The organism is Mucilaginibacter terrae, from assembly GCF_031951985.1.
Taxonomy (GTDB): Bacteria; Bacteroidota; Bacteroidia; order Sphingobacteriales; family Sphingobacteriaceae; genus Mucilaginibacter; species Mucilaginibacter terrae_A.
Window position 1 is genome coordinate 4,429,816 of the sequence record NZ_JAVLVU010000001.1, and the last position, 19,751, is coordinate 4,449,566.

General features: G+C 43.0%; 18 protein-coding genes and 1 tRNA gene. 6 read left to right on the forward strand and 13 right to left on the reverse strand.

Annotated features, from left to right (window positions below):
• Positions 1-12: 12 nt before the first annotated feature.
• Both QE417_RS19000 and QE417_RS19005 read right to left on the reverse strand, forming a co-directional pair.
• A complete protein-coding gene (locus QE417_RS19000) occupies positions 13-708 on the reverse strand; it encodes a hypothetical protein (RefSeq protein ID WP_311952379.1) in 696 nt (231 codons plus the stop codon).
• Positions 709-710: 2 nt separating this feature from the next.
• Positions 711-1,172, reverse strand: a complete 462-nt coding sequence (locus tag QE417_RS19005; protein WP_311952382.1) for a hypothetical protein — start codon at positions 1,170-1,172, stop codon at positions 711-713.
• Between the two features lie 159 nt (positions 1,173-1,331).
• Between QE417_RS19005 and QE417_RS19010 the strand changes: the two genes are divergently transcribed.
• The 4 genes from QE417_RS19010 (at position 1,332) to QE417_RS19025 (ending at position 4,901) form a co-directional block, all read left to right on the forward strand.
• A complete protein-coding gene (locus QE417_RS19010) occupies positions 1,332-2,561 on the forward strand; it encodes an NADP-dependent isocitrate dehydrogenase (RefSeq protein WP_311952384.1) in 1,230 nt (409 codons plus the stop codon).
• Positions 2,562-2,662: 101 nt separating this feature from the next.
• Positions 2,663-3,403 carry a hypothetical protein gene (locus QE417_RS19015; protein WP_311952387.1) on the forward strand — a complete coding sequence of 247 codons (741 nt, stop codon included), beginning with the start codon at positions 2,663-2,665 and terminating at the stop codon, positions 3,401-3,403.
• A gap of 85 nt (positions 3,404-3,488) precedes the next feature.
• Positions 3,489-4,469, forward strand: coding sequence for a type I phosphomannose isomerase catalytic subunit (locus QE417_RS19020; RefSeq protein WP_311952390.1), 981 nt, complete (start codon positions 3,489-3,491; stop codon positions 4,467-4,469).
• Between the two features lie 15 nt (positions 4,470-4,484).
• Complete coding sequence (locus QE417_RS19025) at positions 4,485-4,901, forward strand: PH domain-containing protein (RefSeq protein WP_311952392.1); 417 nt, start codon at positions 4,485-4,487, stop codon at positions 4,899-4,901.
• 34 nt (positions 4,902-4,935) lie between these two features.
• Here the strand turns inward: QE417_RS19025 and QE417_RS19030 are convergent, their stop codons facing one another.
• Entirely contained in the window at positions 4,936-5,424 is a 489-nt protein-coding gene (locus QE417_RS19030) for an ABC transporter ATPase (RefSeq protein WP_311952395.1), read from the reverse strand.
• Positions 5,425-5,501: 77 nt separating this feature from the next.
• Between QE417_RS19030 and QE417_RS19035 the strand changes: the two genes are divergently transcribed.
• Positions 5,502-5,945: a hypothetical protein gene (locus QE417_RS19035; RefSeq protein ID WP_311952396.1), complete on the forward strand. Its 444-nt coding sequence runs from the start codon at positions 5,502-5,504 to the stop codon at positions 5,943-5,945.
• A gap of 134 nt (positions 5,946-6,079) precedes the next feature.
• Positions 6,080-6,152 (forward strand) — tRNA-Phe (locus QE417_RS19040).
• 124 nt (positions 6,153-6,276) lie between these two features.
• On the opposite strand, the gene QE417_RS19045 is transcribed toward QE417_RS19040, so the two are convergent.
• The 10 genes from QE417_RS19045 to QE417_RS19085 all read right to left on the reverse strand — a co-directional run bounded on the left by QE417_RS19045 (position 6,277) and on the right by QE417_RS19085 (position 19,731).
• Positions 6,277-7,392: a S41 family peptidase gene (locus tag QE417_RS19045; RefSeq protein WP_311952399.1), complete on the reverse strand. Its 1,116-nt coding sequence runs from the start codon at positions 7,390-7,392 to the stop codon at positions 6,277-6,279.
• Positions 7,393-7,654: 262 nt separating this feature from the next.
• Complete coding sequence (locus QE417_RS19050) at positions 7,655-9,400, reverse strand: HAMP domain-containing sensor histidine kinase (protein ID WP_311952401.1); 1,746 nt, start codon at positions 9,398-9,400, stop codon at positions 7,655-7,657.
• Positions 9,397-10,530, reverse strand: coding sequence for a sensor protein KdpD (locus tag QE417_RS19055; protein ID WP_311952404.1), 1,134 nt, complete (start codon positions 10,528-10,530; stop codon positions 9,397-9,399). The genes QE417_RS19050 and QE417_RS19055 overlap by 4 nt, the downstream gene beginning before the upstream one ends.
• Before the next feature lie 134 nt (positions 10,531-10,664).
• A complete protein-coding gene (locus QE417_RS19060; RefSeq protein ID WP_311952406.1) occupies positions 10,665-11,726 on the reverse strand; it encodes a porin in 1,062 nt (353 codons plus the stop codon).
• Between the two features lie 142 nt (positions 11,727-11,868).
• Positions 11,869-12,435, reverse strand: coding sequence for a K(+)-transporting ATPase subunit C (locus QE417_RS19065; protein WP_311952407.1), 567 nt, complete (start codon positions 12,433-12,435; stop codon positions 11,869-11,871).
• A 125-nt stretch (positions 12,436-12,560) separates the two neighbouring features.
• On the reverse strand, positions 12,561-14,594 hold the full coding sequence (gene kdpB / locus QE417_RS19070) for a potassium-transporting ATPase subunit KdpB (RefSeq protein ID WP_311952410.1): 2,034 nt from the start codon (positions 14,592-14,594) through the stop codon (positions 12,561-12,563).
• A gap of 17 nt (positions 14,595-14,611) precedes the next feature.
• Positions 14,612-16,330, reverse strand: a complete 1,719-nt coding sequence (gene kdpA, locus QE417_RS19075; RefSeq protein ID WP_311952413.1) for a potassium-transporting ATPase subunit KdpA — start codon at positions 16,328-16,330, stop codon at positions 14,612-14,614.
• A 12-nt stretch (positions 16,331-16,342) separates the two neighbouring features.
• Positions 16,343-16,420 (reverse strand): potassium-transporting ATPase subunit F, encoded by a 78-nt coding sequence (locus QE417_RS23695; protein ID WP_188418949.1) that lies wholly within the window; start codon positions 16,418-16,420, stop codon positions 16,343-16,345.
• A gap of 945 nt (positions 16,421-17,365) precedes the next feature.
• The gene (locus tag QE417_RS19080; protein ID WP_311952416.1) at positions 17,366-18,697 is read right to left on the reverse strand and encodes a sigma-54-dependent transcriptional regulator; all 1,332 of its coding nucleotides are present in this window, start codon (positions 18,695-18,697) and stop codon (positions 17,366-17,368) included.
• 104 nt (positions 18,698-18,801) lie between these two features.
• Positions 18,802-19,731, reverse strand: coding sequence for a PorP/SprF family type IX secretion system membrane protein (locus QE417_RS19085; protein ID WP_311952419.1), 930 nt, complete (start codon positions 19,729-19,731; stop codon positions 18,802-18,804).
• Positions 19,732-19,751: the final 20 nt, after the last annotated feature.

Consider the following 19,751-nt stretch of genomic DNA (forward strand, 5'->3'; position numbering starts at 1 on the left):
AAAAAAGGAAGATTATTTACGAATTGGTTTACGGTAGGAGGTGAAACCACCAATTGTAAAGCGCATGCCCACCACAAACTGGCTATAAACATCTTTACGAGTACCTGCTTTAATACCATCTAACTGGTCGCCCAGCATGTAGTTAAACTGGTAACCTAAATCAACCTTAATAAAAGGCTCATCGTAACTATTAAATATCTTGAACTCGTAACCGGCCTTTAGTGGTACAAAAAACTCGCTGCTGGTGTTGCGGCCATAGGAGGTATAATCAGGTATGTACAATGATGAACGATGAATTTCGGCCATATTGTTGTAAATAACACCCACGCCACCGCTTACATATATATTACGTAGGGCATTAAAAATAGTGCTGTTATCGTAACGCAATAGTTCGCCTGCCTGTACCTGTGCCCTGAAGCTTACGGCCGTATAGTTATTTTTAAACTGACGGCCAGACAGTGTGTTAACTGAATCGCCCCCGGCCAAGCGGCCAAACTGTACTTCGGCAATATAATTAAGGAAAGGGGTATGGTTATAAGCAAATACCAAATGCGCTGCGGCGGTGCCTCTTACGGTTTCGGCATCGGTATAAGCATAGTTTAACGCAGCGGCAAAGCCAATATCATACTGGCCGTACATGTAACCTAATTGTGCTTTAGCCAACAGTGTTGCAAAGCATATACATAAAGTAAGTATTATCTTTTTCAAAACTATGGTAGGCGGCTATAGGTGTAAATATTGGTTATGGTAGTAACACTTCCAGTGGTTGCATCTGTTGTAGATGAAACGAGTTCTGACAGCTGTAACTGATTTATGGAAATGCCTTCTACATTATATCGCACTAAAAATTCCCCGCTTTTAAAAGATAGCGTAGATGCAGCGCTGTTGCTGGAGTAATATCCCTGGAAAGCTTTTTGGTAAATTGTTGATGATAGTATGGCACGGTTGCCGGTATCAAAAATAAAATAATCATTAGTTGTACCGGTGTAAGGTATAGTGTTGGGTTGGGCAATACCATCAATTTCGGTCACTGGTAACATTTCTTCAAGTTGCCATTTGCCAATTAATTGTGCGTTTTGCAGGTTTGCAGGTAATATTGGTGGGTCTTGCTTGCACGATGAACTTAAAATGGCCAATGCAAACACCAAAAAAACGTAAATCTTTTTCGTCATATCTATATCCGCCTTAAAATTAACATTTTATTTAAAATGTCACTAATTTTTGATATTCGGCATCAAACAAAAAGTTTAAGGTATAAAATAATAGGCCAATACTCAAAATGCATATATTTGGGCGTTTTTAAAAAAAATACAACTACAACATAACTCCATATGTCAAAAATTAAAGTAGAAAATCCGGTAGTTGAACTGGATGGCGACGAGATGACCCGCATCATCTGGCAATTTATTAAGGATAAACTGATTCTTCCGTACCTGGAAGTAGATTTGAAGTACTACGATTTAGGTATCGAGTACCGCGACGAAACTAACGACCAGGTTACTATTGATGCTGCCAACGCTATTAAAGAGTACGGTGTAGGTATTAAATGTGCTACCATTACTCCTGATGAGGAGCGCGTTAAAGAATTTGGTTTGAAACAAATGTGGAAATCGCCAAATGGTACTATCCGTAACATTCTGGACGGTACTGTATTCCGTGAGCCTATTGTAATGAGCAATGTACCTCGTTTGGTTCCAAACTGGACTGCCCCAATTTGCATTGGCCGTCACGCATTTGGCGATCAGTACCGTGCTACCGATTTTGTTACTAAAGGCAAAGGTAAATTAACTGTAACCTTCACCCCTGAAGATGGCGGCGAAGTACAATCATACGAAGTATTTAACTTTAAAGGTGATGGTGTGGCTTTGTCAATGTACAACACCGATGAATCGATCATTGGTTTTGCACACGCTTGCTTTAACCAGGCTTTAATGAAAGGCTGGCCTTTATACCTGTCAACCAAAAACACCATCCTTAAAAAATACGATGGCCGTTTTAAAGACATCTTTGAAGAGATTTACCAGGCAGATTACAAAGCTAAATTTGCCGAAGCTGGTATCGTATACGAGCACCGTTTAATTGACGACATGGTTGCATCGGCCTTAAAATGGATCGGTAACTTTGTATGGGCTTGTAAAAACTATGATGGCGACGTACAGTCTGACACCGTTGCACAAGGTTTTGGTTCATTAGGTTTAATGACCTCTACTTTGGTTACTCCTGATGGCACCGTAATGGAAGCCGAAGCAGCGCACGGTACGGTAACCCGTCACTACCGTGAGCACCAAAAAGGTAACCCAACTTCAACTAACCCTATCGCTTCTATCTTTGCCTGGACCCGTGGTTTAGAGTTCCGTGGTAAACTGGACGGTAACCAGGAGCTGATCGATTTTTGCCACACTTTAGAGCAGGTTTGTATTGAAACTGTTGAAAGCGGCAAAATGACCAAAGATTTGGCTATTACCGTTAAAGCTAAAGTAGAGCACGGTGTTGATTACTTATACACCGAAGAGTTTTTGGAAGCCATTAACGAAAACCTGAAAGCTAAACTGGTTAAGTAATTACCCTTTGAGCTTTTGATATTAAAAATGCCCTGCTGAAAAGCGGGGCATTTTTTGTTTATATTCGGTAGGAATTCTTCTTTAAACAAACCTGTAATTATATGAAATACTATACCTCTATTCTTATTGCAATGTGCTGCACATTTTTATCATTTGGCCAAACGCAAAAGTTGTTTAATATTGAAGAAATAACTCTTACTGATACAATTGAACAAAAAAGGATAGCAAATTCGCTCCAGGAAAAACCAGTTTTGTATGAGGATGATAAATACGTGGTTAGAAGAACATGCAGCGGTGAATGGGGTGGGTCGGTGTATTTCAAAAATAAGCTTACTAAAGTTGAAAGGGCATGCAGTGCTACATGTGCAATTGCAATACTCAAAAATAAAGCTAAGTATTTAGTGGTAAGCAGTCTTGCTCACATGAGTGGCTTTTCATCGGTTGTTGAAATAGAAAATCCTGAATTGTTGGATGTGTTTAAGCTTCCGCCACCACGAAAAAGAGTTGGAAAAAAACAAATTCGATATGTAGGCGACGATGAATCTAAATCATCAAAAGGGACAAAAGTATCGGTTGACACTATAGGCATAGAAGCAATTGCCGCATTTGTTTATCAAGAACAAGCATATTATATCATATCAGGTAGAGAGGGGACCTTCATATCCAAAATTGAAAGCGGAAAATTTATTCGTATAACCAAAATTGGGAACACAAACATTTGGACTTATGAAACTATGTTTAAAAATACTAAAGGTGGTTTTAATGTTCTTTTTACTGGGTTTAAAGACAAAGGTTATATTGACGTAACTGGTAATCGGATAATTATCTGCTATTTTAAATAACTACTTATTTAATGTGTGTTTAAAAACCATTTATGCCTTTTTCTATTTCTATATATTATTTTAGCATTTCAAAATCAACCAACTAATGTCAACACTCTATCCTCTAAAATTTAAAACCATTTACAAAGACAAAATATGGGGCGGTCAAAAGATCAAAACCTATTTACATAAAGATTTTGGCAACCTGCCTAACTGCGGCGAAACCTGGGAAATATCGGGCGTAAAATCGGATGTTTCGGTGGTTGACAATGGTGCATTGCAAGGCCAGTCTTTAGCGGCATTATTAGAAGAGCATAAAGAGGCATTGGTTGGCAAAGCCGTTTACGAACGTTTTGGCAACGAGTTTCCATTATTGGTAAAGTTTATCGATGCCAACGAAGATCTTTCGATACAGGTGCACCCTAATGATGAACTGGCCCGTAAACGTCACAATTCATTTGGCAAAACCGAAATGTGGTACGTTATTGAGGCCGATCCGGGTTCGAGTTTAATTGCCGGGTTTAGCGAAGAGGTAAGCCAGGAGGTTTATGTAGAAAAGCTAAACAGCGGCCACCTCACTGATATATTGAACCGCGAAGATGTTAAAGCCGGTGATGTTTTCTTTTTACCAGCCGGCCGTGTTCACACTATTGGCAAAGGCTTGCTGATTGCCGAAATTCAGCAAACTTCAGACATTACCTATCGCATTTACGATTTTGACCGTGTAGACGATAAAGGCAACAAGCGCGAACTGCATACAGAGGAAGCGTTAGCAGCTATCGACTACAAAAAGTATCCTAACTATCGTACAGACTACACCCCGGTAAAAAACGAAGACGTACACCTGGTAAGTTGCCCATACTTTACTACTAACGTAATGGACTATACCGAGGCGGTGAGCAAAGATTATTCATCGCTCGACTCATTTGTTATTTATGTGTGTTTAGAAGGTAGCTACGAGCTTAAATATAACGGCGAAAGCTACCCGGTGAAAATGGGAGAGTGCTTGCTGCTACCCAACACGGTAGATAAGGTAGAGCTAACAACCGAAGACGGCTTCAAAATATTGGAAAGCTATATTGCCTAATATTAGTGTAGGGTAATGGCTACCATGTTTAAATCAAAAATAGGGTTGGAGTTGGTAATACCTTTAGGTATTATTTTAATTGGTACATCAATACCTATGATTTTGGATGGTGCATGGCCCGGACTTATTATTGTTGGATTGGTTGCATTATTTTCAGCACATATGCTATTAACAACATACTACGTGGTTGATAACGGTATGGTTAATGTGCGTTGCGGATTCTTTGTTAATCGGAATATTGAAATTGGTTCGATTAAAAGTATTAAGGAAACAAATAATGCTTTTAGTTCGCCAGCTGCATCATTAGACAGGCTCGAAATTAATTACAATAAATACGATTCGGTAATGATCTCGCCCAAAGACAAAGCCGGCTTTATAGCCTTGCTTAAAAGCATCAAGCCCGATATTGAAGTGAAACTAAAGGAAAAATAAAACAACAAAGCCGCTAATTAGCGGCTTTGTTGTTTTATACGGTAGTTAATAAGTTGCCAAATAATTGTACGTGCCAACTGTTTTGTAAAGGTACTTCCCACTTGGTTTGCAGTTCATCAAGTGTTTGCACCAGGTTATTGTATACAATGGTGCCTGCGTTTATTTTGCCTGTTTTAATCAACTCTTCAAACTCGTTACGTGGTACGGATAAAATATTATCGCCGTCACGATAGGCCAGGTTAAACCTGTCGAAAAGGTTAATATTGTATTGTTGTTCCAATTCCTTCATCACCCTTACCGATTTATCTATCGAGCAGCCACTGGCACCGGCCTGGCTCTCGTCAACCACTAAAATAAGGAAGCGGTTATATTTCACAGCAGCGCCTGCTTTAAGTTCATTATTATGCGCCGTCCAGCTTTGGGTGAACTGGTTTAGCTGCTCTTGTACTTGCTGAGTTTGGCTATCGGTTAATTCCTTATCCGACTGATAGATCCATACTCTCGAATTTTTAGAAAATTGCATAAACAAAGTTATCAAATTTGTATTTTAGAGTTAAGGTTTTTGTTGTCATGTTGAGGTTAAGATTTTTACAGGCCAGAATGGCTTGCATTGCAGGTGTTTTAATTACTTTGATAACGGCGTCGGGTTTCACAGTTTTTAACTGGAACAGGCAGCAGGCATTGTTATGGAGCAGCCAGTGCTTATACCAGGCTTTTAACACAGATGAAGTGAAGCTAAAAAATTGGGAATTGAACATAACCCCCGATTACTTTGTACGGCTGCGTAAAACTTATCCTAATGGTAAACAGGAGTATTTCTCTTTCCATCTCAAAAGGTTTAATACAATTGATTACTACGGAAACACCACTCGCGGCCTGCTCTGCTTTAAAACCCAGGCCGATGATATCATTGTACAAACTCATAATGACCGCAAGGGCAACATCGATTCGATGGCCACCACGTTAAAAATCTCGGTTAAAAACATGAGCGCCGAACGCCTGGATAGTCTTTTAACTGCGTTGAATTACCTGAAGCAGCAATGATCGAAAAATATTTTTGAAAATTATTTCTCTTGCTTTCAGGTAGATAGCCGTTGGTTGTGGCGTTGATGTGAATTATTTTAAAAATGAGTTTCCACAAATAAAAAAAGAAGCTATATTTGCATTCCCAAAACGATGGTGCCATAGCTCAGATGGTAGAGCAAAGGACTGAAAATCCTTGTGTCACTGGTTCGATCCCAGTTGGCACCACAAGTTTAAAAGCCTCTCAGAGAAATCTGAGAGGCTTTTTTATGTGCCCTTTCCCCATCAGGTGAATCTTTAAATTCATAGTTTACCCGAATGTTATAATGATTTAAACTATAGCAATAAAGCACTATTCATTGAGCCACTGTAATGCTGCTTCTAAAGCTAAATCTGCTCCGCCATCTTTGCCAGAGGCAATTGTTACATCGGGTTGTATATTAACCTTATATATCTTTTGGTTTCTATCGGCTACGTATCTTGTGGCGAGGTACATATATGCACCGGTTGATAATTTGAATCCCTGATTGGCAGTAATGTAGCCTGAGGTGGGGGTTCCAAATAACTTTGCATTAGGTTTACCTACAAAACCAAGTACAGTCATTTCGCCGCTACTCCCTGTTCCCGAACCAATCAATACTGCAATTTTATTATTGATGTTACGTAATGTATACGGCTTTTTAACAACCACACCCTTATTCCCATTTATGCCCGAACTTCCATGTTTGTATGTCCAGGCGGTACCTTTTACATTCTTTGCTTTAGGGCTAACAAAGTAACCTAATTTGCCCTCCCCGGTAAGCGGGCCTAAACCTGCAATCATGGGATACATGTTTCCACCGCCATTTTGCCTAAGGTCTACTATCCAGCCTTTAATAGTTTGTTTAGTATCCAGGTCTTGTATGAGTTGCTGTATTTTGGTAGCAAAGTTAACGCCGGCAGTATCACTGGTTGATGCAAATGCAGGAACAGCTATGTAACCGCAATTATTATTAATTAGCCTGGCTATTGGTTGCTCCGTAACACTGTTACGAACTGCATAATTTTGTGCAGTTGTTTTTGCCTGATAAAGTGAATGTTTATCGCCGGCGGCTCGAAGCTTGGATATGATTAGATCCATAATTGCGGGGCTATCATCCATGGTCATGCCGCTTGTGGCAAGCTCTGCAATGTTTTTATCAACTTCATTCCAGTTAACTGAGTCGGCATATAGTGAATGGCGCTTAACTATATCTGTAACTTCTTTCCCGAACTTTATTAATTGATTACTGGCACTGGTATCTACCTTGGGCAATTCCTCAATGGCAAAATCATCAAACCATGCCGATCCATTTCCCATATTTCCATCCCCAAAGTGCGGCTTGTTAGATATGGTATCGGCAACTACTTCAACTCCGGGGTTTGCAATTTGGCAAAAGGTTGATGTAAAAGTAAAACAGAGGCATAATAATAGGATAAGTTGCTTCATGAGTAAGGTTAAATGGAGTGGTTGTTAAATTTTGTAAACGATAACTCGTAAACGTTATTGTGTAAAAGGACCAAAGATGAGTATTGAATTTATCGGTTCCCTGCTTATTTTATAATTGTAATCAAAATTATTGATGTATGGCGTTAATTTAACTTTCACATAGATAATTTAAGTACAGGCCTTGGTTTAACCCAGTTGTAGTAATAATAACAAAGCCCTTCAGATTTTCCTGAAGGGCTTTGTTATTTACTGTAAGCTTTTATTAAACGCTCAATGTCGGCAGGCTGAAACCAAAGGTGCTACCCTCGCCAATAGCGCTTTTTACCCATATTTTGCCTTGTTGTGCTTCAATAAAGTCTTTAGAGATGGCCAATCCTAAACCGGAGCCTGCTTTGTTTTGCCCATCGGTTGGTACCTGGAAATACCGGTCGAACAGGCGTTTCTGGTATTGCTCATCAATGCCTTTGCCAAAGTCGCGTACCGAAAACTCTACCAGCCTGTGATTGGCCGTAAGCTGAATAACGATCTTGGATTTCTCCGAACTGTACCTTAAAGCATTAGAGAGGAAATTAACCAGTACCCAAGCGGTCTTTTCTACATCAGCCTGCACTTGTGGCAATTTATCATCTTTAACAATATCTAATTGTACGCCTTTTTGCTCTGCCTGAAATTTAACTGAACTGATAGCATAATCAACAATTTGCACGGGACTAACCGGCATATAATTGAGTTGGATGTTCCCGGTTTCTACTTGCGACAGTTCTAAGAGTTCGCTGGTTATTTTGAGCAGGCGGGCACTGTCTTCTTCAATATGGCTTACCAACTGCTGCTGTTCGGTATTCATGCTACCCACCCTGTTATCATTCAACAGTTTAAGGCTCATTTTTATGGATGATATAGGCGTTTTGAGTTCATGCGATATGGTGGCAATAAAATTGGTTTTAGCCTCGTCGCGCTCCTTAAATTCGGTTATGTTACGCAGCACATAAACCTTGCCGGCCTCTTTGGTGGCTATTTTAACAGCGTCGCCCTGTTTATCCAGGTTGGGTACCACAATATCGCGGCTTTGCAGCTGAAAATGTGATTCTTTGCCATCGAGCACAATTTTGAGCGTTTTTAGTGCGGTTTCATTACTCAGTATCGATTTAAACAGGTCGTTATTCTGAATCATATTGCGGCTGTTTTGGCCAATAATGCCGGGTTCATTTATGTTAAGAACCTTGCGTGCAGCATCATTCATAAACAGAATTTCTTCCTTCTCGTTTATACCTACAATGGCATCCTGCATTTGCTCAATAATGGTCTCAATGCGGCGTTTTTCAGATAGTACGGTGGCCAGGTTGCTGTTCTCCCATTCATTAAGGCGCGATGCCATGTCGTTAAAGGCTTTAGCTACCTCGGCAAATTCATCATTTTCCTCAAAATGAAGCCGCTTGCTGTAGTTTTTTTGTCCAATCTCGCGTATACCTTCCAGCAATGCCCTTAGCGGATTGGCAATAAAACCCGGAAAGTTTACGCTGAAACTAAATAAGAGCAAAAAGGTAAACGTGCCTGCAAAACCCAGTATAAGCCCGGCATCATTAACTGATTTGCGGGCAGCATCGTTTTTACGTACAATGGCCTGCATATTTAATAACTCAATGTGGCGCAGGTGTGCACGCGTTTCACGTTCAGATTGGGGATTGGCAGATGGTGATGCTTTCAATCTTTCAAAAGCCTTACGCAATGCTTTAACCGCTTCATGCTCGCCTTTTTCGGTAATGTTATGCTCTTCATTAATAAGTTGCCTGTTAAATTCTGCCGTAACGGCCGGCAATAGGGGCAATGCATTTTCATCAAGCAGGGTGCGCATTTCGCGGGTGTAACTCAGGGTTTCATAGTTATCTTTCAGTATAACCTTAGCGCTGTTTGATATTTGCTGAATGTAGTACAAAGATATGATGCCAAAAAACATCACAATTATAAACAGGAAGCCGAAGCCCAGGCGGAGTTTGGTTTTTATTTTCATGACAGTATCACTAAATCGGTTTCGGTAGCAGCTATCATTTTTAGCAGCTCGTTAAAAACAGTAGTCCTCAAAATAACCTGGAATAAACTCAAATGTGGCTTACCTATGCAAATGGTCGTAATATCACGTTCTTCTGTCATTTTCATAATGGTTTGAGTAATGTGGTCGCTTTTAAGCTTAATTACTTCCGCCCCAAGTTCGGTGGCAAGTTTAAAATTGTTGATCAGGTGCCGCTGCTTGTCCAGCTTTATACGGTCCAGGCTCTCGCTGCTGCTTTGCACGTACAATACGATCCAGGGCGAGCGGTAATAGGAGGCCAGCCGTGCAGTTTTACGTATCACAATTTTAGCCGTTTCGGCGTTTGACGATATACAGGCCAGGAATTTTTCGGGCCTGAGCTTAATTTGTTTAGGTATTTCTACATCAATTTTACGCTCGAGGTGATGGGCTACTTCCTTCAAAGCTATTTCTCTTAGCTGCAATATTTTATCACTCCTGAAAAAGTTTTGCAGGGCACGCTCAACTTTGCTTTGCTCGTATATTTTACCGTCGCGCAGGCGGTCGATCAACTCATCGGCGGTAAGGTCAATATTTACGATCTCATCGGCCAGTTGCAATACTTTGTCGGGTATGCGTTCGGTAATGGTTACGCCTGTAATTTCCTCAACCTCTTCGTTCAGGCTTTCGAGGTGCTGTATGTTCACCGCTGTAATTACGCTGATGCCTGCTTCCATTATATCCAGCACATCCTGCCAGCGTTTGTTGTTTTTGCTGCCCTCAATGTTGGAGTGAGCTAACTCGTCAACAATTACTACCTCGGGATGCCGGTTAAGGATACCTTGCAGATCCATCTCCTCCAGTTCTTTACCTTTATAAAAAGCTTTGCGGCGCTGTATAAAGGGCAATCCATTGAGCAGGGCATGGGTTTCGGTACGGTTATGGGTTTCTATATACCCTATTTGAATGTCGATGCCGTTGCGCAGCAGGGCATGGGCCTCTTGCAGCATACGATAGCTTTTGCCTACGCCGGCGCTCATGCCAATATAGATCTTGAGCTTGCCCCGACGCGATTTTTTCACCAGTTCGATGAAATCTCTGACCGAATTGTCTTTATGTTCATTTTCCGGCATCGTACTATTCTTTTTTTTACGGTTAAAAACCGCGATATTCCGCAATAAGTCGTGATTTAATCCGGGTGTTTAACATGGTGTTCAATTAAACATGTTGAACACTTTGAACACCCGGATTATCTCTGCATACAAACCTAAAATGCGTAAACTGCTGCCAAAGCAAATTGCCCTGCGCGTTTGGTTACGTCGCCATTGCTTTTAACAAACGTGTTGTTTTTGGCATTGTCTAAACGTACCTCGGGTATAAACGTTAAGCCGCCTGCCTTAACATTAGCTGTTAAGGTAAATGCCTTTACATCATTACCAGCACCAAGGCGCGAGTAGAATATCGAGTTATCTGTTTTTGATTTATTTTTGAAATACTCGGCACGTAAACCCAGGGTTATGGCACCTGATATAGCATACTGTGGGTATAAGGCTGCCCCGCTAAAGCCACCATCGCTATCGGGCAGTGAAAAATCGGCTGCGTTTAAGCCCAGTTTAAACTTGTCGGTAATTTGATATGCGGTGGTTAGATCAAGCTCGGTGCCCGAAAACTTTCCGCTCAAAACGTTCAGGTAAGCCGTCCAGCCTTTAACCGGACTAATCATTAACTGACCACCAAAGGTTGATACATCCCGGTTTGATTTGTAAATATTCCAGTAATCGTTAAAAACACCGGCCATAAGGCTTACTTTATCATTAAATGTATAAGTAAACTTTAAACCCGCATTTTGAAAAGGACCGTTGGTAAATAAGTAAGAAGTAGAGTAGTTGAAGTTGCCAACCGGCGATATCACCTCATAACCTACAAAGGTGCTCATATAACCTGCCGTAACATTCAGTTTATCAGTTAAATCATATCCTACGTACAGGTTTTGAATATGGAAACTGTTGGTTTGCTCGTCATTTACCCCATCGGCATTAGGAATTGATTGTGCCTGGCCGCGAGGACCGAACGACAGTTCGCCTACAAATAGGGCTTTGTTGTATTTCTTTTTAACGCCCAGGTCAACCATACCAATAGATACCGAGTTAGCCTCGTTGGCAAAGCTGGTGGCTATATTCGTATTTTTTTTACCGGCGAAATCCATTTTGTAATACGTATCAACCGAACCGAAAAATGTAAGTCCGGGGTCGGTGGTTTTGGTAGTGTCTTGTGCGTGGGCAAACAGGCCACCTGCAAGCAGGCAAGAGGTGAGTAAGAGTGTTTTCATGTTTAAAATTATTGTAGGGTATGTAGTGGTCATATCTTTTACTAAAGGATGAAGCAGTACCGAACGTTACTTTAGGCAACGGTGGTAAACAGTAACGGCTTCATCCTTTTTGTAATAGATTTTTCAGGTTAAAAATAGAAGATTATTTTTTCAATTCATCCAATGCAATGTTCAATTGCAACACATTTACAGTAGACGGACCAAACAAACCCAGTAATGGTTTTTTAATCTGTTTTTCAACAAGTAATTCTACCTGCTGCTCATTTAAACCACGGTTAACGGCTACGCGTTTAACCTGCAGACGTGCTGCTTCGGGCGAAATATCAGGGTCTAAACCACTGCCCGATGCGGTTACCAGATCGGCCGGGATATCGGTTTTTTTGATGCCGGGGTTGTATTTCAACAGCGTATCTACACGGTTGCTTACCTCTTTCAAATAATCGGCATTGGTTGGGCCTTTGTTAGAGCCTGCCGAACCGGCGGCATTATAACCCACGGCTGATGGACGGCTCCAGAAGTATTGAGGCTTGTCGAACTTTTGACCAAGTAGAGAATAGCCTACTACCTTGCCATTTATGGTTACGGTCTCTCCATCGCCGTGGCCCTTTGATAGTTTGCCGGCAAAGGAAATAAGTACAGGATATATGATACACAATAGTACGGTAAGTACTGCGGTTAGTCTTAAAGACTGGATTATATAGGGTTTCATGATTTTGTTTGTTAACCCCTCCCAACCCTCCCCGGGGAGAGGGCTTTGAAGAGCTTAAATTTTAATGTTATTAAATATAATTTATAAACTCCCTTCCGCCTTAGGCGGAGAGGGCCGGGGAGGGGTTACACCATCATCCCCACCACCAAGTCAATCAGCTTAATGCCGATGAACGGTGCAATTACACCGCCCAAGCCATAAATAAGCAAGTTGCGACGTAACAGCGCGCTGGCGCCTATGGGTTTGTATTCAACCCCTTTTAATGCCAGCGGAATCAACAACGGAATAATAATGGCGTTAAATATTACGGCCGATAGTATAGCACTTTCAGGACTGTGCAGGCCCATAATATTCAGGCTTTGCAAAGCAGGTATCGAAGCTATAAACAGCGCAGGAACAATGGCAAAATACTTGGCCACATCATTAGCAATACTAAAGGTGGTTAGCGTACCGCGGGTAATTAGTAACTGCTTGCCTATCTCTACAATTTCAATAAGTTTGGTAGGGTCGTTGTCTAAGTCAACCATGTTACCGGCTTCTTTGGCGGCTTGGGTGCCGCTGTTCATGGCCACACCAACATCGGCCTGGGCAAGGGCGGGGGCATCGTTGGTACCGTCGCCCATCATGGCTACCAGTTTACCGGCGGCTTGTTCCTGCTTAATGTAGTTCATTTTATCCTCGGGCTTGGCCTCGGCAATAAAATCATCCACACCGGCTTTTTCGGCAATGTATTTGGCGGTAAGCGGGTTATCGCCGGTTACCATTACGGTTTTTACGCCCATTTTGCGCAGACGCTCAAAGCGTTCGGCAATGCCGGGTTTAATAATATCCTGTAACTCCACAGTGCCCAAAATTTCTTCGTTTTGGGTTACCACCAATGGGGTGCCACCGTTTGATGAAATGGCTTCCACACGCTCCTTAACCGCAGCCTGCATGGTATGGCCTGCGTTTAAAGCCAGTTTACGCATCGAGTCATAAGCCCCTTTACGTATACGCAATCCATCGGGCGTATCAATACCGCTCGAACGGGTTTCGGCAGTAAATTTTATAAAAGTAGAACCCTGTGGCGCATTTAACGGAACCCGGTTGTTGCCGTGTTGTGCCAGTTCGATAATCGATTTGCCTTCAGGGGTTTCGTCGGCCAGAGAAGCAAGTACACAGGCTTTTACCAACTCTTCGGGCGATATGCCCGGCGCAGGCCAAAACTGGGTGGCTTTACGGTTACCAATAGTTATGGTGCCGGTTTTATCTAATAAAAGCACATCAATATCGCCTGCTGTTTCTACGGCTTTACCGCTTTTGGTAATTACGTTGGCGCGTAATGCCCTGTCCATTCCGGCTATACCAATGGCCGATAGTAAGCCGCCGATGGTAGTAGGTATTAAACATACAAACAGCGAAATGAGTGCGGCAATGGTGATGGGCGTGTTGGCATAATCGGCAAAGGGTTTTAGCGTTACGCATACGATGATGAATACGATGGTAAAGCTGGCCAGCAAAATGGTAAGGGCAATTTCGTTAGGGGTTTTTTGGCGCGATGCTCCTTCAACCAGGGCTATCATCTTGTCCAAAAAACTTTCGCCCGGCTCAGTGGTCACCATAACTTTAATACGGTCAGACAGTACTTTGGTACCGCCCGTTACCGACGACTTATCACCGCCAGCCTCGCGTATTACCGGGGCCGATTCGCCTGTGATGGCCGATTCGTCGATAGTGGCCAAACCTTCAATAATTTCACCATCGGTTGGTATGGTGTCACCCGACTCGCAAACAAACACGTCGCCTTTGCGCAACTCGTTCGACGAGCGGGATACAACGGTGCCATCATCGAGTAGCACATTGGCGGGTGTTTCTTCGCGGGTTTTGCGTAAGCTATCGGCCTGTGCCTTACCGCGTGCTTCTGCAATGGCCTCGGCAAAGTTGGCAAATAACAGGGTAAGCAACAGGATAAGGAAAATGATAAAGTTGTAACCCCAGGTGCCCTGGCCGCTGTACATAAAGCTGTAAACGGTAACATAAAGCATTACGGCAGTGCCAACCTCCACGGTAAACATTACCGGGTTGCGGAGCATTACCTTAGGGTTTAGCTTGATGAACGACTCTTTTAGTGCAGACTGCACCAAAGCCGGTTCGAATAATTTATTAGATTGATTTTTCATCACTATATATGAATCAATTATTTAATCATGGAAAAGTACTCTGCAATAGGGCCAAGCGCCAGTGCAGGGAAATAAGACAGGGCATTGAGTACCAGGATAACGGCCAGGGTCATGAAACCAAAAGTGAACGTATCGGTACGCAGGGTGCCGGCGCTTTCGGGCACGTATTTCTTTTGTGCCAGTAAGCCTGCAATTGCTAACGGACCAAAAATTGGCAGGAAACGACCAAGGATGAGTATTACACCTGTAACCACGTTCCAGAAAATATTGTTATCGCCCAGTCCTTCGAAACCCGAACCGTTGTTGGCATTGGCGGAAGTGTTTTCGTACAGCATTTCGCTAAAGCCATGGAAACCGGGGTTGTTTAACCAGTTGGCGGGTTTAACAGCCCAATCGGCATTGCCGTGAGATGTAAACACATAGGCAGATAAGGCTGTGCCAGCCATAATCAACAGCGGACTTAACAACGTTATGATAGCAGCTATCTTTACCTCGCGCGCTTCAACCTTGTGGCCCAAAAACTCCGGTGTACGACCAACCATCAGTCCCGATATAAATACGGCAATAATGAGGTAAATGAAGTAGTTTAGTATACCCACACCGCATCCGCCAAAAAAGCCGTTAATCATCATGCCCAGCAATTGCCATGCGCCTGTGAGCGGCATGGTGCTGTCGTGCATGCCATTAACCGATCCGGTTGATACAATGGTGGTTAGCGTACTCCAGTAGCCGGTAGCCATTGGGCCAATACGTACTTCTTTGCCTTCCATTGCCCCGGTGGTTTGCTGTATGCCCATTTTGGCAATGGCAGGGTTGCCGCCCAGTTCGCTGCTTATGGTGGGTATCATGAGCATGAACATACCAATGGTCATGATGCTGAATATTACCCATCCCAATTTCCTCCTGCGGATGAAATAACCGAAAGCAACAATCATTGCCATTGGGATAATCATTTGAGAGATTATCTCGGTCATGTTGGTAAGATAGCTGGGGTTTTCGAGCGGGTGGGCCGAGTTAGCGCCAAACCAGCCGCCACCGTTGGTGCCGAGGTGCTTGATGGCAATCATTTGTGCCGCCGGTCCGCGCGATACATTTACCGTATCACCCTGCATCGATATAAATTGGTCTTTACCGGCATAGCTCGATGGGGTACCGTTAAAGGTTAATATTAAGGCTACTACAACTGATAATGGTAACAATAAACGGGTAATAGCTTTTACAAAAAACTCCCAAAAGTTACCAATGTTAGTGGTGGTTTTATCGCGAAATGCCTTAAACAAACCAACCGCCGCCGCAATACCGGTAGCTGCGCTGGTAAACATCAAAAACATAATAATAAAATGTTGGGTAAGGTAGCTTACGCCGCTTTCGCCCGAGTAGTGCTGCAAATCGCAGTTTACCACAAAGCTGATTATGGTGTTAAAGGCCAGGTCGGCGGTCATGCCTGGGTTGGCATCGGGGTTAAGCGGAAGCTTATCCTGCCACATTAAAACGGCAAAACCGTAAACCAGCCACAATATGTTAATGGTCATTAAAGCCTTTAAAAACTGTTTCCAGTTCATGGGTTCGTTAGGGTTAATACCCGACAGTTTAAAAAGGAAGCGTTCAAACGGCTTCATAAAATCCGTCCATACCCGTTCGCCGGCAAACATTTTGGCCAGGTACTTACCCAGCGGAATGGCAATAGCCACGGTAATAACAAAGGATGCAATGATGCCTAAAAGTTCAGTATTCATTGTTTGAGAAGGTTAAAATTTTTCGGGTTTAAGCAGTACATACACCATGTATGCAAAAACTGCCAGGGAAATGATAAATAAGGCTAACATAGTGTTCAGATTTTTTCGAACCAGTCGATTGATTTAAAGATGAGCCAGCATAAAACCAGCAAAACCGTAAGAAGAAGTATAGCAAGCATATTACTTTGTTTTATTCCCTATAGCCAAGGTTGGTGCCAGTGATTTTGTTTAGCTGTTAAGTTGGTGATTATTAAGATATTGTGATTTTATTTGGGGGTTTTGTGTTTTTGGGTGGATAGGAAACCCTTTCATTTTGGTAGGGTTGGTTTTTCATTTTGGAAAGGGAGGGGGGATAGAGTCAAGAATCAAGATAATCGTCATTGCGAGACAGAGAGGGTAGAGGATGGGGTGTCGAAGCATCATTGGAGAATAATAACCCTCACTGTCATTTCGAACGATAGAGAGAAATCTTGTTCGAGCTATAAGTTTTTGTGTTGTGCTTTAACTTATTGCAGTGCCCTGTTAGCACAGGTAAAGTGGTTTTACCCACGCCTGTGGATGTACTTTTTCTTTTGCTAAAAGAAAAAGTACCAAAAAGAAAAGGCTGCGGCTACGTCCTGTTGCTACTTAGGTTTGTGCTTTTACTCGGGTCTGTGGTTGCCGCAACATTCCTGATGCCGCGAAAGAAAGGTTACGTTAGGACAGTGCTTTGGGTTGGAGGAGCAACGCAGGCTTGGCCTGCAGTTGCCGTTGCGTAGCAACTCTTACAGCTACTGTTAAAAGAAGCGTCGGCCTGCCAGCGCACCCGGCCGGGATTATGGCCTGTGCAGTGGTAGGGATTGCGATGGCTTGATTTATTCACCATTGTTTGTTTCTTTTGGTGTTCATGAGGTCGCTACGCTTAGTTTTTTGTTACTTTTTGTATCAAGACAAAAAGTAATGGGCCTCTGCGGCCAAGAGCAGACTGCAGAAAGTTATTAGCACAAGCCAGAGTTAAAAACGCATAAACTAACGTAGCCCCAAGTCGAAAACTCACTAAGTAATCCTATACTCATCTAACTTCCTATACAACGTAGTTAATCCAATACCCAATAAACGGGCGGTTTCAGTTTTGTTGCCGTTGGTGTGGGTCAGTACTTTTTGTATGTGGCGGCGTTCTACGGTTTCCAAATCAAGCGAATCGGGTGATACCGTTTCCTGGTTAAAACCGGGAGGGAGCAGGTCAGGGGTAAGGGTATCGCCATCGGCCAGGATAACCACGCGCTCCATCAGGTTTTTGAGTTCACGGATATTGCCTTTCCAGTGGTGGCGGTTAAGCGCTTGCGAAAATTCTTCACTCAGCTTAAACGGCGCTTTGCCCAAACCGCCTGCAAATTCTTTGAGGTAATGTTTAGCCAGCAATTCAATATCACCGCGCCGTTCATCCAAAGAGGGTAGGCTGATGGTGAATACCGATAAGCGGTAAAACAAATCTAACCGGAAACGACCGGCCTCGGCTTCTGCTTGTAAATCGCGATTGGTGGCGGCCAGTATGCGTACGTTTACTTTGGTGGTTTGCGTGTCGCCCACCTTTATAAAGGTTTTGTTTTCGAGGAAGCGTAACAGCTTGGCTTGCAATTCGAGGTTTACTTCGCCAATTTCATCTAAAAATACAGTGCCGTGCCGGGCTTCTTCCAAAAGACCTTTTTTGTCTTTCAGTGCCCCGGTAAATGCCCCTGCTTTGTAGCCAAAGAGTTCGCTTTCCAGCAATTCGGCGGTAAAGCTGCTGCAGTTGATAGCCACAAAAGGCATCTGCCTGCGCTGACTTTCATAATGTATGGCCGATGCAAAAACCTCCTTACCGGTACCGGTTTCGCCCAGTAGTAAAACGGTGGTATCGGTGGCCGCAACTTTGCGGGCAAGGGTAATGGCTTCGGTTATAGGTTTGGAATTGCCTATAATGCCGGCCAGGGTTTGTTTACCATGCACTTTTTGGCTTTGCTCAAAAGCGCGCAGTTGTATCTCGGCTTTTTCTACCGCCTGGTAAAGCAAGGGTATTATCTTTTCATTATCGTCGCCTTTAGTAATGTAGTTGAATGCCCCGTTTTGGATGGCCTTTACCCCATCGGCAATGGTGCCGTAGGCTGTTAGGTTAATCACTTCTATGTAAGGCTTTTTTTCTTTAATGGTTTTCACCAGTTCAACGCCGTTAACATCGGGTAGTTTAACATCGCTCAATACCACCAAAACGTCTTCCTGGGCAAGAAGTTTGATACCCTCTTTACCAGTTGCCGCCTGTAATACCCTGAAACCCTCCAATTCGATGATGCGCGATAGTAAGCTGCTCAGTTTCTTTTCATCATCAATAATTAGTATGGTTGGTTTCATTTTAAAAAGCAATTAACGCCTCAAATGTAGTGTTAAGATTGATTTTTAGCGAAAACAAAAAAGGGCGGCAAATTTTGCCGCCCTTTATAAGCTTGCCTCATGATTTACAATACGCTTCGCCTTAACAAATCACTTCCAAAGCGATAGGTCAATGTAATTTCATGCGTGGCGTTACCTAACCTGCCGCCCACATTGTTTGATGATGAACCAAACTGGTAACTGTAACCCAGTTTCAGTAAATCAGAATTGATAGAAATAATGCCCGCCATCTCATTATTGGTACGATAATTCAAGCCTAAACCAACGGTGTTTTTTACGTAAACCGACATGGACATATCGGCCACAAACGGAACGCCCTTGGTGTAGGTAGCTAAGAATGCGGGTTTGGCACGCACGTCGTCATCTTCTTTACCAAAAAGGTAAGCTCCTGCAAAATTGTAATGGTTGCGGAAAAAGTCGGCCGTTTGTACAGAGGCATTACCTAAGTCGCGGATGCTCAATTCAGGTACCGATACGCCGAAATAATACTGATCGGGCGAATAGATCATCACACCAAAACCCACGTTGGGCTTGTTCTCGCGCACATCGTTACGAAAAACCGGGTCGTTAGGATCTAATGACGAGTAGTTGGCTACATATCTGCGAATGCCTAAATTCAGCGATACGCCCAGGAACTGCTTTTGACCCAGTTGAATGCCTTTAGCAAAAAAGCCGTTGATCTCGGTAAGGTGCTCCACAAAAAACTGGTCGTTAAGCACCATTAAACCGGCTGCGCCGTTAATGGATTCGATAGGCAGGTTGCCGTTAAATATAAAGGTAGACGGCGAGCCTTCAACCCCAACCCACTGGCGGCGTAGTAATGCGCTAAGCGACGCATTTTTATCGAGCAGTGAATAAGCCGAGTTAAGCGGCGTAAGGTTATTCATGTACTGGCTGTAGCTAAAAAACTGCTGCGCCTTTGCCTGCATACTACCTATAACCAGCAGTAGGATGGCTATGAATTTACCTGTTTGTTTTTTATTTAATAATATCATGATAAGTATTCCGGCTAATT

Bases quoted from the DNA above. Each gene is read 5' to 3' on its own strand.
- QE417_RS19015 (WP_311952387.1), top strand. From the start codon at position 2,663: ATGAAATACTATACCTCTATTCTTATTGCAATGTGCTGCACATTTTTA.
- QE417_RS19080 (WP_311952416.1), bottom strand. From the start codon at position 18,697: ATGAAACCAACCATACTAATTATTGATGATGAAAAGAAACTGAGCAGC.
- QE417_RS19020 (WP_311952390.1), top strand. From the start codon at position 3,489: ATGTCAACACTCTATCCTCTAAAATTTAAAACCATTTACAAAGACAAA.
- QE417_RS23695 (WP_188418949.1), bottom strand. From the start codon at position 16,420: ATGTTAGCCTTATTTATCATTTCCCTGGCAGTTTTTGCATACATGGTG.
- QE417_RS19035 (WP_311952396.1), top strand. From the start codon at position 5,502: ATGGCTTGCATTGCAGGTGTTTTAATTACTTTGATAACGGCGTCGGGT.
- QE417_RS19030 (WP_311952395.1), bottom strand. From the start codon at position 5,424: ATGCAATTTTCTAAAAATTCGAGAGTATGGATCTATCAGTCGGATAAG.
- QE417_RS19065 (WP_311952407.1), bottom strand. From the start codon at position 12,435: ATGAAACCCTATATAATCCAGTCTTTAAGACTAACCGCAGTACTTACC.
- kdpA (WP_311952413.1), bottom strand. From the start codon at position 16,330: ATGAATACTGAACTTTTAGGCATCATTGCATCCTTTGTTATTACCGTG.
- QE417_RS19005 (WP_311952382.1), bottom strand. From the start codon at position 1,172: ATGACGAAAAAGATTTACGTTTTTTTGGTGTTTGCATTGGCCATTTTA.
- QE417_RS19045 (WP_311952399.1), bottom strand. From the start codon at position 7,392: ATGAAGCAACTTATCCTATTATTATGCCTCTGTTTTACTTTTACATCA.
- QE417_RS19085 (WP_311952419.1), bottom strand. From the start codon at position 19,731: ATGATATTATTAAATAAAAAACAAACAGGTAAATTCATAGCCATCCTA.
- QE417_RS19055 (WP_311952404.1), bottom strand. From the start codon at position 10,530: ATGCCGGAAAATGAACATAAAGACAATTCGGTCAGAGATTTCATCGAA.
- QE417_RS19025 (WP_311952392.1), top strand. From the start codon at position 4,485: ATGGCTACCATGTTTAAATCAAAAATAGGGTTGGAGTTGGTAATACCT.
- QE417_RS19050 (WP_311952401.1), bottom strand. From the start codon at position 9,400: ATGAAAATAAAAACCAAACTCCGCCTGGGCTTCGGCTTCCTGTTTATA.
- QE417_RS19060 (WP_311952406.1), bottom strand. From the start codon at position 11,726: ATGAAAACACTCTTACTCACCTCTTGCCTGCTTGCAGGTGGCCTGTTT.
- kdpB (WP_311952410.1), bottom strand. From the start codon at position 14,594: ATGAAAAATCAATCTAATAAATTATTCGAACCGGCTTTGGTGCAGTCT.
- QE417_RS19010 (WP_311952384.1), top strand. From the start codon at position 1,332: ATGTCAAAAATTAAAGTAGAAAATCCGGTAGTTGAACTGGATGGCGAC.